The 13,665-nt window shown below is 62.7% G+C and carries 12 protein-coding genes; 7 read left to right on the top strand and 5 right to left on the bottom strand.

Features of this window, described 5'->3' with window-relative positions; translation table 11 throughout:
* Positions 1-221 precede the first annotated feature (221 nt).
* Positions 222-641 (top strand): hypothetical protein, encoded by a 420-nt coding sequence (locus HX873_RS24275; protein WP_003215492.1) that lies wholly within the window; start codon positions 222-224, stop codon positions 639-641.
* Between the two features lie 15 nt (positions 642-656).
* Complete coding sequence (locus tag HX873_RS24280) at positions 657-1,550, top strand: cation diffusion facilitator family transporter (protein ID WP_003215490.1); 894 nt, start codon at positions 657-659, stop codon at positions 1,548-1,550.
* On the opposite strand, the gene HX873_RS24285 is transcribed toward HX873_RS24280, so the two are convergent.
* On the bottom strand, positions 1,547-2,674 hold the full coding sequence (locus tag HX873_RS24285; RefSeq protein ID WP_177123323.1) for a DUF6515 family protein: 1,128 nt from the start codon (positions 2,672-2,674) through the stop codon (positions 1,547-1,549). The two genes, HX873_RS24280 and HX873_RS24285, sit on opposite strands and share 4 nt — an antisense overlap.
* 414 nt (positions 2,675-3,088) lie before the next feature.
* Between HX873_RS24285 and HX873_RS24290 the strand changes: the two genes are divergently transcribed.
* Positions 3,089-3,568, top strand: a complete 480-nt coding sequence (locus HX873_RS24290; protein ID WP_003194418.1) for an Lrp/AsnC family transcriptional regulator — start codon at positions 3,089-3,091, stop codon at positions 3,566-3,568.
* Between the two features lie 228 nt (positions 3,569-3,796).
* Complete coding sequence (locus tag HX873_RS24295; RefSeq protein ID WP_026077819.1) at positions 3,797-4,006, top strand: DUF2788 domain-containing protein; 210 nt, start codon at positions 3,797-3,799, stop codon at positions 4,004-4,006.
* Here HX873_RS24295 and HX873_RS24300 read toward each other — a convergent pair.
* The 4 genes from HX873_RS24300 to HX873_RS24315 form a co-directional block, all read right to left on the bottom strand.
* A complete protein-coding gene (locus HX873_RS24300) occupies positions 4,001-4,642 on the bottom strand; it encodes a pseudouridine synthase (protein ID WP_256349657.1) in 642 nt (213 codons plus the stop codon). The two genes, HX873_RS24295 and HX873_RS24300, sit on opposite strands and share 6 nt — an antisense overlap.
* 71 nt (positions 4,643-4,713) lie before the next feature.
* Positions 4,714-6,213 carry an AMP nucleosidase gene (gene amn, locus HX873_RS24305; RefSeq protein WP_177123324.1) on the bottom strand — a complete coding sequence of 500 codons (1,500 nt, stop codon included), beginning with the start codon at positions 6,211-6,213 and terminating at the stop codon, positions 4,714-4,716.
* A 174-nt stretch (positions 6,214-6,387) separates the two neighbouring features.
* On the bottom strand, positions 6,388-8,040 hold the full coding sequence (locus HX873_RS24310) for an acyl-CoA dehydrogenase family protein (RefSeq protein WP_087693593.1): 1,653 nt from the start codon (positions 8,038-8,040) through the stop codon (positions 6,388-6,390).
* Positions 8,041-8,128: 88 nt separating this feature from the next.
* Positions 8,129-10,507, bottom strand: a complete 2,379-nt coding sequence (locus HX873_RS24315; RefSeq protein ID WP_177123325.1) for a hybrid sensor histidine kinase/response regulator — start codon at positions 10,505-10,507, stop codon at positions 8,129-8,131.
* A 286-nt stretch (positions 10,508-10,793) separates the two neighbouring features.
* Here HX873_RS24315 and HX873_RS24320 point away from each other — a divergent pair, with 286 nt between their 5' ends.
* The 3 genes from HX873_RS24320 to hemL are packed head-to-tail and all read left to right on the top strand — an operon-like array spanning position 10,794 to position 13,534.
* Entirely contained in the window at positions 10,794-11,591 is a 798-nt protein-coding gene (locus tag HX873_RS24320) for a hydroxymethylpyrimidine/phosphomethylpyrimidine kinase (protein ID WP_177123326.1), read from the top strand.
* An 18-nt stretch (positions 11,592-11,609) separates the two neighbouring features.
* Complete coding sequence (thiE, locus tag HX873_RS24325) at positions 11,610-12,233, top strand: thiamine phosphate synthase (protein ID WP_177020941.1); 624 nt, start codon at positions 11,610-11,612, stop codon at positions 12,231-12,233.
* A gap of 17 nt (positions 12,234-12,250) precedes the next feature.
* Positions 12,251-13,534, top strand: a complete 1,284-nt coding sequence (hemL, locus tag HX873_RS24330) for a glutamate-1-semialdehyde 2,1-aminomutase (RefSeq protein ID WP_003215470.1) — start codon at positions 12,251-12,253, stop codon at positions 13,532-13,534.
* The last annotated feature ends 131 nt before the right edge of the window (positions 13,535-13,665 follow it).

The raw sequence follows: 13,665 nt of genomic DNA on the forward strand, positions 1-13,665 counted from the left end.
ACGGCGAACTGCCAGGTGTCGGTGGTGGTCTCAACGACACGGCCCCGTCCTGACTGGAATGCGGTCAAAGGTGGGAGCTGGCCTGCCTGCGATAGCGGTGTGTCAGCCAACACCCCTGAAACTGAACCACCGCCATCGCAGGCAAGCCAGCTCCCACACTTGATCATCGTCGCCTTGTAGACTGGCTTATAGTCATTTTCATTATGTTCAAGGAGAGTCCCATGCGTGTTGCTTCCCGTGTCATCGGCGGTGTTCTGGCCGTCACCCTGCTGAGCCAGTTGACGGCCTGCGGCTCGATTTTCTACCCCGACCGCCGGGGCCAGATCGACGGCAAGATCGACCCGGCAATTGCCGTGCTCGATGCGGTCGGCCTGCTGTTCTACGTGATCCCGGGCCTGATCGCCTTTGGTGTCGACTTCGCCACCGGCGCGATCTACTTCGAGCCGGGCAAAACCGCCCAGGTAGCCCCGGAAAAACTCCAGCAAGCCATCGGCGCCGACGGCAAGGTCGACAACGCCAAGCTGCAAACCATCATCCAGAAAGAGACCGGGCGCAATCTGCCGCTGGACGACCCGCGCATGATCCAGTTCAAGGGCAGCGTGCAACAACTCGCCACCCTGGGCCTGCAACCCGCCGCTTAAGGACTGACCCGCCCCATGACCACCAGTCCCGAACACGCCCGGCTGTTGCGCCTGGCCACCCGCGCGTCCGTCGGCGTGGCCTGTGTGCTGATTGTGACCAAGGCCATCGCCTGGTGGCTCAGCGGCTCGGTGAGCATGCTCGCCGGGTTGACCGACTCGCTGCTCGACGGCGTTACCTCGCTGCTCAACTTGCTGGCCGTGCACTACGCGTTGCGCCCGGCGGATGACGATCACCGCTATGGCCACGGCAAGGCGGAATCCCTGTCGGGCATGGCCCAGGCGCTGTTCATCGCCGGCAGTGCGGTGTTGATCGCCTTCCAGGCGTTCCAGCGTTTGCAGCATCCGGAACCTGTGGGCGCGCCATGGCTGAGTATTGGCGTGATCGTTCTGTCCCTGGCGTTGACGGCGGCGCTGCTGATCCTGCAATACCGGGTGATCCGCGAAACCGGCTCCAACGCCATCCGCGCCGACTCGCTGCACTATCGCTCAGACATGATGCTCAACGGCAGCATCCTGGTGGCGCTGGTGCTGGCGGCGTTTGGTTTTCATCAGGTGGACGCCTGGTTCGGCCTGGGCATCGCGGCCTACATTTTGTGGAGCGCCATCCAGATCGCCCGGGAAAGTTTTTCGGTGCTGATGGACGAGGAACTGCCGCCGGATGTCAGCCAGCACATGCTGGAACTGGCCTGCAGTGTGCCCGGTGTACTCGGTGCACATGACTTGCGCACGCGGATTTCCGGCAGCCACTGGTTTGTGCAGTTGCACCTGGAGTTACCGGGGGAATTGAGTCTGTCGGTGGCCCATGGCATCAGCGACCAGGCCGCCGATGCCATCCACAACGCCTACCCGCGAGCCGAAGTGCTGGTGCACGCCGACCCGCAGGAAGTGGTCAAGGGCGAGAAGGCCTAGTACTGCACCTGATAGCCTCGACTGCTCAGGCAGTTGCCCTGGGCCTGGCGGTAGGTTTGCACCACGGCCGGGTCGGGGGCGTAGGTGACGGTCCTTGGGTCAAAGCCACTTTGTTGCACCGCCCAGCGATAGCAGTCGTAACCGTCCTGCTGGACCTGCGCCGGTGACTGGCCGTTGGCCGGGTAAGCCACCACGTCATAACCATTGCCCTGGGGCACGGGTTGCGGCGCTGGCGCGGCGGGTGGAGGCTCGACCACCACGTACTGCTGAGTGCTTTCTTCGTAGGTGTAATAGGCACCGGCGGCGAGGAAGAACAGCGCACTGCCCACCCACACTTCCCGGGCGTAGTCGGGCAGGTATTGCACGCGAATCCCGTAAGGCGGCGTCACGACGACATAGCGCGGGCCTTGTGGGCGATACCAGTAGCCACCCGAGAAGAAGTAGTCCTGGCCGCGATACGGCACGCGGTAATTGCGGTCGGGGAAGCGGTCGACGATGTAACCCGGACGGTATTGCGGGCCTGGGCCCCAGCCATTGCCGTGCCCGTCGGGGCGGCCTGGCCAGCGGTGATCGTTGGGGTGGTTATTGCCACCGCCGTTACCCCCGTTGAAGCCGGGCCGGCCCGGGCCACCCTGGCCGCCATTGCCGGCCTGCCAATGCTGGTTGCCGTCGTTGCGACGCGGGATGTCCTGGTAATTGCCGGGACGCGGTTCCTGGGTCTGGCGCACGGTATCCGGGCGACCCTGGATCGGCAGGTTATTGGCCGGCTGCGGCGCCGGGTGCGGAGGTTGCTGTTGATTGCGTTGCGGGCGACCTTGCCACTGGCCACCTCCGTTCGGGCGCTCAATGTTCTGGTTCTGCGGCCGTGGCTGATTGTTTTCGAAATGCTGATTCTGCGGACGCGGCTGATTGTTCTCGGGCCGAGGGGCTTCAGGACGCGGTTGATTATTTTGTGGTCGCGGTTGGTTGTTCTGCGGCCGAGGCTGATTATTGCCTGGATGCCCTTCCGGGCCTCTTTCATGCTGACCACCGCCTTCCTGGCGTGGCGGGTCGTCGGCCATCACTTGCGCACCAACGCTCACCATCAGCAAACCAACACCTGCCAAACGCCAGATGCGCTTCATGCTATTCCTCACTGCGGATTAGGGCCTACACGTAAGACTGGAAAACCGGGGCCCGGTTCTGCGAGAGGTTATCAGTCACGAGAACTATTTTCGCAGGCAATAAAAAGGGGCGACCCGTCGGTCGCCCCTTGAGAACTTCGTCCTGGCTCAACGCTTTTGACGTTGGCTCACCTCACGCCGTCTTGTGGACAGTGTGCAGCCCGGGGGCCGGGGCAACCCTGTGGGGTTGGCGGCCGCAGCCGGCCTTATTGGCGGGCTGCAGTGGACTGTATGTCCGGGCAGTGATTCTGTTGATAACTCTACGCCTCGGCCTCGGGCAGATGATTGCGAAGATTGCGTCAATAAACAGTGCTTGCGCAATTTTTAACCCTGGATAGATAATTCACCGCAATAGTTACGACAAAGGCCAGCCCCATGAGCAAACTTGACCGATACGACCTGAGTATTTTGGCGGAATTGCAGCGCGACGCGAGGATCTCCAACCAGGAGTTGGCCGAGCGCATCGGCCTGTCGCCTTCGCCGTGCTCACGCCGGGTCAAGCAACTCGAAGACGACGGCTACATCGCCCGCCAGGTCGCCTTGCTCGACCGCAAGATGCTCGGCCTGAGTCTCACGGCCTACGTGCTGATCGGCATGGACCGACACACCCCCGAACGTTTCGAGAACTTCGAAGCGGCCATCCGCACCTTGCCGCAAGTGCTGGAATGCAGCCTGGTGACCGGGATGGACGCCGACTATCAGTTGAAAGTGGTGGTGCCAGACATGGATCACTACCAGAAGTTGCTGCTGGGCCACCTGACCCGCATCGAAGGCGTCACCAGCGTGCGTTCAAGCTTTGTGCTGAACCAGGTGCTCAACAGCACCGAGCTGCCGCTGACCCACCTGCGCACTTAAGACCAGCGCGGAACAAATGTGGGAGCGGGCTTGCTCGCGAATGCGGTGTGCCAGGCACCGAATGTGCTGACTGATCCACCGCATTCGCGAGCAAGCCCGCTCCCACATTTTGACTGTGTTCCCGCAGGGTGGTAAGTCTGCGGCAGACCGACGCAGGTCAATGTCGCGCCGATTGCCCTGGCGTATAATCGGCGCCCTGCCCCAGCCGGAAACGACCCGATGAACTCGATTGATCCCGCCGTGTTTGAAGAATGGATGATGACCGGCCTGGTCAGCATCCTGATCATTTTCATGGGCTTTATCGTCTGGGACCTGGCGAAGAAATCCAAGGCCGGGCGCTTTGGCTCGATGATCCTGTTCTTCGTGCTGGGCCTGGGCGTTGCCGCGTTCATCATCAAGAGCGTGGTGATCGGCCTGATCGAGTCCGGCGCCTTATAAGCGCGCCGGCACTTCTTTCCATTGGCCTTGGTCCAGGCCGTCGATTGACCAGTCACCAATCCGCACCCGCACCAGACGCAACGTCGGCAAGCCTACGGCGGCCGTCATGCGCCGCACCTGGCGGTTACGCCCTTCACGAATCACCAACTCCAGCCAATAGGTCGGCACGCTTTTGCGAAACCGCACCGGCGGGTTGCGTGGCCACAGTTGTGGCTCGTCCAGTTGCCGGGCTTCGGCGGGCAGGGTCATGCCGTCATTGAGCTCCACACCGTCGCGCAGGCGTTGCAGCTGTTCCTCGGTCGGTTCGCCTTCCACCTGCACCCAATAGGTTTTCGCCAGCTTGTGCTTGGGGTCCGCGATGCGCGCCTGCAATTGGCCGTCGTTGGTCAGCAGCAACAGGCCTTCACTGTCACGGTCCAGGCGCCCGGCCGGGTAAATGCCGGGGATGTCGATGAAATCCTTGAGGGTCGCCCGCCCGCCTTCATCGCTGAATTGGGTCAGCACATCGAAGGGTTTATTGAACAGGATCAACTTGGGATCGGCCGGTGGCGCCTTGGCGACACGACGCGGGGCTGACGAGGTTTGCGGACTTTTCACACCGGGGCGGCGGGAAACAGGACGGGCAGGACGGGACATGGCAAAGGAACATCTAACGGTCAGGACCGACAATGCTAGTGGCCTGACCGTTAAATAACCATCCCAACCGTTTAGCGGAACGGCGGCTCGTCGAAGCTGCGCAGTTTGCGCGAGTGCAGCGAGTTGAGTTCGGTGCGCAATAGATCCACCGCCTCGATGCCGATCTTCAAGTGCTGGCTGACCGCACGCTCATAGAACGCGTTGGCCGATCCCGGCAGCTTGATCTCGCTGTGCAGCGGTTTATCCGACACACACAGCAACGTGCCGTACGGCACCCGCAGGCGGTAGCCCTGGGCGGCGATGGTGCCGCTTTCCATATCCACGGCCACGGCGCGGGACAGGTTGATCAGCGGACGTTCCTGGGCCCAGCGCAGCTCCCAGTTGCGGTCGTCGTAGGTCAGCACGGTGCCGGTGCGCAGGCGTTTTTTCAGCTCTTCGCCTTTCTCGCCGGTGACGTTGGCCGCGGCTTGCTGCAAGGCCATCTGCACTTCGGCCAGGGCCGGGATCGGAATGTTCGGCGGCACTACCCGGTCGAGAATCCCGTCGCGACGCATGTAGGCGTGAGCCAGCACGTAGTCACCGATGGTCTGGGATTGGCGCAGCCCGCCGCAGTGACCAATCATCAGCCAGCAATGCGGACGCAATACGGCGAGGTGGTCGGTGATGTTCTTGGCATTGGACGGGCCGACGCCGATGTTCACCAGGGTCACACCATGGCCGTCGCTCGCCTGCAAGTGGTAGGCCGGCATCTGATAACGGTGCCAGACCACGCCGGCAGCAATGGCAGACGCTTCGCCGTGGTCCATGCTCTTGTCGATGATCACATTGCCCGGCAGCACCATGCGGATAAAGCGCGGGTCGCTGCGCAACTGTTCCAGGCCATGCACGATGAACTGGTCAACGTAGCGGTGGTAGTTGGTCAGCAAAATCCACGGCTGCACATGGCGCCAGTCGCTGCCGGTGTAGTGCACCAGGCGGCGCAGGGAGAAGTCGACGCGGGCGGCATCGAACAATGCCAATGGCAGCGGGTCGGTGTTTTCCCAGTCGTACAGGCCGTCGGCGATGCCATCGGTGGCGGCAGACAGGTCGGTACTCGGGAACACCCGCGCCAGCGTGGCGGCAGTTACACCGGAACCGGCCAGTTCGTCACCCTGCTCCACCACGTACGGGTAGGGAATGTTCTGCTGGCTGACGCCCACTTCCACCGTCACGGTGAAGTCGTGCATCAACGGCACCAGTTGCTCCAGCAGGTATTTGCGGAAGGCCGACGGATGGGTGACGGTGACGCTGTAGGTCCCCGGCAACTGAACCTTGGCATACGCCCGGGTGGTCTGTGGGACTTCGCCCTGCACCAGGTAGGTCAGGCGCAGTTCCGGGTAGCGAAACATCGCACGTTGTTCAGCGTCGGGTTCGACGCGGTCTTTGAGGTAGCGCTTGAGGGCTTGATTGAGCGCGCCAGTGGCACGCTCATGGAGAGCCGCCAGCCGATCCACGGCTTCTTCGGCGGTTTGAACGACAACAAAAGCTTCGGTCACGGTAAGCATCCTGTGTTCTGACTTGCAGGCCTGCATCTTGCCTGTATCCCTGGCGCACTGGAACACCGGAATTGGAATGCGATCAATAATGTGGGAGCGGCGGTGCGACGATTCGACTTGCTCGCGAAAGCGCTAGGTCAGTCAGCACATGTATTGGCTGATCCACCGCCTTCGCGAGCAAGCCCGCTCGCACATTTTGACCGTGTTTGTTCAGGAAAAAGGAGGTGTCGAGCGCGCGACAATCGCTTCCACATTCACACCCCGCGGCAAGGTGCCATAGACCCGGCCCGACGACTCGCCCAGTCGGCTGGCGATAAAGCCATCACTCACACTGGCATTGCCCGCCTCCAGCAGCAGCTTGGCCTGCAACGCCACCGCAATGTCCTCGGTCAATTGCCGGGCACGGTATTGGATGTCCTGGGTGTCCATGAACGCCGACTTCAACTGCTCGATATGCCGCGCCAGGTGCTTGTGGCCATGACCATCCCCCAGCTCGACAAACAGCGCCTCCAATACGCCCGGTTCTTTGGACAGGGCCCGCAGCACATCCAGGCACTGCACATTGCCGGAACCTTCCCACGTCGAGTTGACCGGCGCCTCACGGTACAAGCGCGGCAGGATACTGTCCTCGACATACCCCGCACCGCCCATGCACTCGGCGGCTTCGTTGATCATCGCGGGCGCGCGCTTGCAGATCCAGTACTTGCCCACCGCCGTCACCAGCCGGGCGAATTTGGCTTCCTGTTCGTTATCCAGGTGGTCCAGCGCGCGCCCCATGCGCATGCTCAAGGCCAGGGACGCCTCGCTTTCCAGGGCCAGGTCGGCCAGTACGTTCTGCATCAACGGTTGCTCGCTGAGCACCCGGCCACCTACCAGGCGGTGAGCGCAATGATGGCTGGCCTGGGTCAGCGCCTGGCGCATCAGGGCGCTGGAGCCGACCATGCAATCGAAGCGGGTCATCGCCACCATCTCGATGATGGTCGGTACGCCGCGCCCTTCTTCACCGATCATCCAGGCCAGCGCGCCACGAAACTCCACTTCGCTGGAAGCGTTGGAGCAGTTGCCGAGCTTGTTTTTCAGGCGCTGGATGTAGAACTCGTTGCGGGTGTCATCCGGGCGGTGCCGGGGCAGCAGGAAACAGGTCAGGCCCTTGTCGGTCTGGGCCAGGGTGAGGAAGCCATCGCACATCGGCGCGGAGCAGAACCACTTGTGCCCCACCAGCTCATACGCCTGGCCCGGGCCGCCGGCGCCCACCGGGTAAGCGCGGGTGGTGTTGGCGCGCACGTCGGTGCCACCCTGTTTCTCGGTCATGGCCATGCCGATGGTGGCGCCGGCCTTGTGGGCGATGCCGACGTTGCGCGGGTCGTATTCGGTGGCGAGGATTTTCGGCAGCCAGGTTTCAGCCAGGTCTGGCTGCAGGCGCAGGGCCGGGACGCAGGCGAACGTCATGGTCAGCGGGCAGCCGGTACCGGCTTCGGCCTGGCTGTGCAGGTAGGTCATCGCCGCGCGGGCCACATGGGCGCCGGATTGCGGATGGGCCCACGGCAACGACGGCAGGCCGTGTTCGACGGCGGTGCGCATCAGTTCGTGGTAGGCCGGATGAAACTCCACCAGGTCGATGCGATGGCCAAACCGGTCATGGCTGTTGAACACCGGTTTGTTCTGATTGGCCAGGAACCCGGCTTCCATCAGCGGCCCGCCCGCCAGCGCACCATAGGTGTCGATGCGCTGCTCGGCCCAGCCGGCGCCGAAGCGCCGGGACCAGTCTTGCAGCGGCAAGTCGATACGGTACAGGTTGGTGCCGTCCAGGGACGGTGGCTGGTTGGTGACGTCGTGGGTTTCGGCGAACTGGTGCAGGTGCATGACGGGCCTCCTGAAAAAAGGCCACGTTCATTGAGGCCTGAATTTCAGTTAAGCACCGTCACCCGGGTTAAAAAAGTGGCATAAACGCCTAATTGGCGGCGCTTTCACCCTCAACCATATGCAACAACCGCAGTTGCAGCACCCGTTGCAGGGCCTCGAAACGTACCGGCTTGGCCACTCGGTCGGTGATACCCACGCCGTGGCAGCGCTCGCGTTCCGGGGCTTGTAACGAGGTGCTCAAGGCGATCACCGGCAGCTCACCACAGCCGGGCAACGCACGGATCTGGCAGCACAGCGAAAAGCCGCCCTCCGGCACATCCAGCAACACTGCGTCGAAGGTTTGACTCTGCAGCAACGCCAGGGCGGCCGGCCCATTGTCGACGGTTTTCACCCGATAACCGAGCTTGAGCAACATGCCGCGCACCACCAGTTGCGCCACGCTGTTGTCGTCCACCAGCAGCACCGTGCACTCCTGCGGCGTGCGTTGCGCTTGCGGTACTCGCCGCACGGCAGCCGGTTCTGGCTGGACGGGGCTGACCGCAAGCTCCAGCTGGAAGCGACTGCCGCGCCGCGGCTCGGAATTGTGGGTGAGGCGCCCACCGAGCAACTCGATCAATTGCCGGCAGATCGCCAGGCCAATGCCCATGCCGCCGTATTGGCGAGTGGTCGAGCCATCGAGCTGGAAGAAGCGCTGATACAGGGTCGCCTCATCGAGGTAGGCGAAGCCGATGCCGGTGTCAGTGACAATGAAGGTCAGGCGCAGCGTTCCATCCGCCTGGGGTACACCGACCACCCGTACACGCACCGAGCCCTCGTGAGTGAACTTGAAGGCATTGTCCAACAGGCAATCCAGGCATTGCGCCAGCTTGCCAGGATCACCGTTGATGCGGTCCGGCAGGTCTTCTGCCAGATCAATGGAGAACGCCAACCCTTTGTTCTGGGCGCTGGCCGCGAACTGCTGGCGCAAGGTGTCGAGCAGCCCGCGCAGGCTGAACACTTGGGGTTGCGGGCTGAGGCGCCCGGCCTGCAATTCGGTGAGGGTGAGGATGCCGTTGACCATGCGCATCATCTCGCGGGCCGCACCGGCGGCGGTTTGATGGTACTGCGCGAGGTCGCCTGGCAGCGGCTCGGTCTGCATCAATTCCAGGGAGCCGATCACACCGTTCATCGGCGTGCGCAGCTCGTGGGTCAAGGTGGCGAGGAATTCATCCTTGAGCTGGTTGCTGTGGGCCAGTTGCGTGTTGAGCACTTCGAGTTTCTGGCTGGCGTCGAACAGGATTTGCGCCTGTTGCTCGCGCATCGAATTGATCCGGTCGGCCAGCGCCAGGGACAGCAAGGCCACTTCCAGTGCCGAGCCGATCTGGCTGGCGTACATCGTGAGGAACACATTGGGCAGGTAGCCCAGCACCATCATCGTATTGACTACACCGCCCAGCAGGAACGCGGTCCAGGCGATGATGAAGTAGCGCGCCATGCGCTGGCCGCAATACCAGGCCTTGATGGCCGCGACGAAGATGGTCACGGTAAAGACCAGCGCCAGGGCGGTGGCCAGGCGCAGCGCCAGCGCATAACTGGTGAACAATGCCAGCACCATCACCACCCCGCCGCTGACCGCCAGGGCCAGCAACAGCCGGTTGATCCAGCGACTGTAAAGCGCGGTGTGCAGGAAACTGCGGGCAAACAGGCTGCCGAACAGCGCCGCCGAACCGATCAGGAAGGGCACCGCCGCGTTCGCCCACCACGGGTTATTCGGCCAGAAATACTGCACGGCGACGCCGTTCACCGACAGCTGATACAGGCCGAACGAGGCGATATAGAGGATGTAATAGAGGTAGCTGGTGTCGCGCACGCTCAGGTAGATGAACAGGTTGTAGATCAGCATGCCGAGCAACACGCCGTAGATCACACCCAGCACGTACAGGCGCAATGGCTGTTCTTCGAGGTATGCGGTGGTGGACCAGAGGGTCAGCGGTGCCTGGATCGAGCCCTGGCTTTGCAGGCGCAGGTACAGGGTTTCCTGCTGGCCAGGGACGAAGTCGAGCTTGAACAGGTAGTTGCTCTGGCGGATTTCGCGGCTGGAAAACGGCAGGATGCTGCCGGTGCGCGACACCAGTCGATAGTTGCCGACACTGTCAGGCTCGTACAGCTCCAGTTGGTTCAGCGGCGGGTAAGCCAGTTCCAGCAGCCAGCGGCGCGGGGCATCCGGGCGCTGTGCGCGGTAATGCAAATCAACCTTGAGCCAGAACACCGAGCGCGAATAGCCGGCATTCAATGTGGCTTTGTCGTGGGTCTTGAAACGACTGGCGAGGACCGGCGAGCTGATATCGCCAATGGTCAGGGCGCCACTGGGGTCCTCAAGGACTTGCATCACTTGGCCCAGGGGCAACCGCGTGGTGGTCTCGTTGAACTCGACTGCGCCGGCCAGCATCGGCAGCCCGGTCAACAGTAACATCAGCAAATAGCGCATAGAGCCCCAGCGTGACCTGTCCGGTTATGTCAAAAGCCTCCATTCCTTTTGAGCAGACGTATACCGGCGATACAGTTATTAGTTTGAATCCACTCTAGCATAGCCATTACAGGCCAAAAGACACCATTGAAATAATTTTTTGAAAGGCTCTAGAGCGGGCATTACAGGGCATTTGACCTGTATTTCAAGATGATAGCAAACAGCCATTTCCACCTTCCCCTCCGCTAAAAATTCAACCATCGCCCGACAGCCACCCAAAAAGCGTTTGGTGGTAAGCTCGCGCACCATGAATATCTACAGCTCTCGCCCCGTTGTCCTCTGTCTCTCCGGCCATGATCCCAGTGGTGGCGCCGGCTTGCAGGCAGATATCGAAGCCCTGCTCGCCCAGGGCTGTCATGCGGCCCCGGCCGTCACCGCGCTGACTGTGCAGAACACCGTCAACGTCAGCGATTTCCGCGTGCTGGATCGCGAGTGGGTGCTGGCCCAGGCCAACGCCGTGCTCGGTGACTCCGAAGTGGCCGCGGTGAAACTGGGCATGCTCGGTTCCCTGGAGATGGTCGACACCGTGGTCGAACTGCTCAAGGCGCACCCGTATCTGCCGGTGGTCTGCGACCCGGTGCTGCGCGCCGGCGGCGGCGGCAGCCTGGGCAAGGACGAGGTCGGCTACGCCATGCGCGAGCGGCTGTTGCCGCTGTCGATGATCGCCACCCCCAACCTGCCTGAAGCACGCATCCTCGCCGAATTGCCCGAGGGCACGGCGGACGAATGCGCAGCGAAACTGCTGCCGTTCATCAAGCACCTGCTGATCACCGGCGGCCATGGCGACGAGCACGAAGTGCACAACCGCCTCTACAGCCGCGACGGCACGCACCAGACCTTTACCTGCCAGCGACTGCCCGGCAGTTATCACGGTTCGGGCTGCACCCTGGCCAGCGCGCTGGCCGGTCGGTTGGCACAAGGCGAAGGGTTGGTCAGCGCGGTGCAATCGGCCCTCAACTACACTTGGCGCACCCTGCGTGACGCTGAACAACTCGGCCAGGGGCAATTCGTGCCTCGTCGTCTGCCGTTGGATTTCTGCTCGTAACACCAAGAGGCCTGCCCGATGAAACTACGTGGCCTTTATGCCATTACCGACAGCCAACTGTTGGCCGGCAAGTTCCTGGCCTACGTCGAAGCGGCGTTGGACGGTGGCGTGACCCTGCTGCAATACCGCGATAAAAGCAGCGACGAAGCGCGCCGCCTGCGGGAAGCCGAAAAACTGCGGGAGCTGTGCTCGCGCTACAAGACCCAACTGATCATCAACGATGACGCCGAACTGGCCGCACGCCTCGGCGTCGGCGTGCATCTGGGCCAGACCGACGGCCCGCTGACCCCGGCCCGTGCGCTGCTCGGTTCCAAGGCGATCATCGGCTCCACCTGCCACAGCCAGATCGAACTGGCCGAGCAGGCTGCCCGCGAAGGTGCCAGTTATGTCGCCTTCGGCCGCTTCTTCAATTCCAACACCAAGCCCGGCGCGCCGGCAGCCACCGTTGAACTGCTGGCCCAGGCCCGCGCGCGGTTGCACCTGCCGATCTGCGTGATCGGCGGCATCACCCTGGAAAACGCCGAGCCGCTGGTGGCCCACGGTGCCGACTTGCTGGCAGTGGTCCACGGCCTGTTTGGTGCCGACAGCACCCAGGAAGTCACGCGCCGCGCCCGCGCTTTCAACGATCTTCTAAAATCTTGAATTCAGAGAACACGATCATGTCCCGTTCCGAAACCCTGTTTGCCAATGCCCAGAAACACATCCCCGGCGGTGTGAACTCTCCCGTGCGAGCGTTCAAGAGCGTTGGCGGCACCCCACTGTTCTTCAAGCATGCCGAAGGCGCCTACGTCACCGACGAAGATGACAAGCGCTACGTCGACTACGTGGGTTCGTGGGGCCCGATGATCCTCGGCCACAGCCATCCGGAAGTACTGGACGCGGTGCGCCAGCAGCTGCAACACGGCCTTTCCTATGGCGCACCGACCGCCATGGAAACCGAGATGGCTGACCTGGTGTGCTCCATCGTGCCCTCCATGGAGATGGTGCGGATGGTCAGCTCCGGCACCGAAGCCACCATGAGCGCGATTCGCCTGGCCCGTGGGTTTACCGGCCGCGACAGCATCATTAAGTTCGAAGGCTGCTACCACGGCCACTCCGACAGCCTGCTGGTCAAGGCCGGTTCCGGTGCGCTGACCCAGGGCGTACCGAGCTCCGCCGGGGTGCCGGCCGCGTTCGCCAAACACACCCTGACCCTGCCGTTCAACGACATCGCTGCCGTCGAGCAGATGCTCAGCGAAGTCGGCCAGGAAGTGGCGTGCATCATCGTCGAGCCGGTGGCCGGCAACATGAACTGCGTGCCGCCGGCGCCGGGCTTCCTGGAAGGCCTGCGGGAACAGTGCGACAAGCACGGCGTGGTGCTGATTTTTGATGAAGTGATGACCGGCTTCCGCGTTGCCCTCGGCGGCGCCCAGGCTTACTACGGCGTCACGCCGGACCTGAGCACCTTCGGCAAGATCATCGGCGGCGGCATGCCGGTGGGCTGCTTCGGCGGCAAGCGCGAAATCATGCAACACATCGCGCCGCTGGGCCCGGTGTACCAGGCAGGCACCCTGTCGGGTAACCCGCTGGCCATGGCCGCCGGCCTGACCACCCTGCGCCTGATCAGCCGCCCGGGCTTCCACGCCGAGCTGACCGACTACACCACTCGCCTGCTGGACGGCCTGCAACAGCGCGCCGATGCCGCCGGCATTCCGTTCGTGACCACCCAGGCGGGCGGCATGTTCGGCCTGTACTTCAGCGGCGCTGACGACATCGTCACCTTCGACGATGTGATGGGCAGCGATGCCGACCTGTTCAAGCGCTTCTTCCATCTGATGCTGGAAGGTGGCGTGTACCTCGCCCCGAGCGCTTTTGAAGCCGGCTTCACCTCGATCGCCCATGGTGATGCCGAGCTGAAACTGACCCTCGATGCCGCCGAGCGCGCCTTCGCCGCCTTGAAATAAGCGGCGCAAAAATCCGACGTCGCCCCTGGCGGCGTCAGATTTGCTACTTTGCTTACAGGCATTTCCGTCTTTTTTCGAGAATTCACCTGCAATCCGGCAGATAACTTGCCCACGCAGCAGAAAAACGAGTA

It is taken from the genome of Pseudomonas sp. P7758 (assembly GCF_013386485.1).
Classification (GTDB): domain Bacteria; phylum Pseudomonadota; class Gammaproteobacteria; order Pseudomonadales; family Pseudomonadaceae; genus Aquipseudomonas.

What these genes read in the sequence shown, in the direction of transcription:
- HX873_RS24275 (WP_003215492.1), top strand. Translation starts at nt 222, where the DNA reads ATGCGTGTTGCTTCCCGTGTCATCGGCGGTGTTCTGGCCGTCACCCTG.
- HX873_RS24285 (WP_177123323.1), bottom strand. Translation starts at nt 2,674, where the DNA reads ATGAAGCGCATCTGGCGTTTGGCAGGTGTTGGTTTGCTGATGGTGAGC.
- amn (WP_177123324.1), bottom strand. Translation starts at nt 6,213, where the DNA reads ATGCAGGCCTGCAAGTCAGAACACAGGATGCTTACCGTGACCGAAGCT.
- HX873_RS24315 (WP_177123325.1), bottom strand. Translation starts at nt 10,507, where the DNA reads ATGCGCTATTTGCTGATGTTACTGTTGACCGGGCTGCCGATGCTGGCC.
- HX873_RS24300 (WP_256349657.1), bottom strand. Translation starts at nt 4,642, where the DNA reads ATGTCCCGTCCTGCCCGTCCTGTTTCCCGCCGCCCCGGTGTGAAAAGT.
- thiE (WP_177020941.1), top strand. Translation starts at nt 11,610, where the DNA reads ATGAAACTACGTGGCCTTTATGCCATTACCGACAGCCAACTGTTGGCC.
- hemL (WP_003215470.1), top strand. Translation starts at nt 12,251, where the DNA reads ATGTCCCGTTCCGAAACCCTGTTTGCCAATGCCCAGAAACACATCCCC.
- HX873_RS24310 (WP_087693593.1), bottom strand. Translation starts at nt 8,040, where the DNA reads ATGCACCTGCACCAGTTCGCCGAAACCCACGACGTCACCAACCAGCCA.
- HX873_RS24320 (WP_177123326.1), top strand. Translation starts at nt 10,794, where the DNA reads ATGAATATCTACAGCTCTCGCCCCGTTGTCCTCTGTCTCTCCGGCCAT.
- HX873_RS24280 (WP_003215490.1), top strand. Translation starts at nt 657, where the DNA reads ATGACCACCAGTCCCGAACACGCCCGGCTGTTGCGCCTGGCCACCCGC.
- HX873_RS24290 (WP_003194418.1), top strand. Translation starts at nt 3,089, where the DNA reads ATGAGCAAACTTGACCGATACGACCTGAGTATTTTGGCGGAATTGCAG.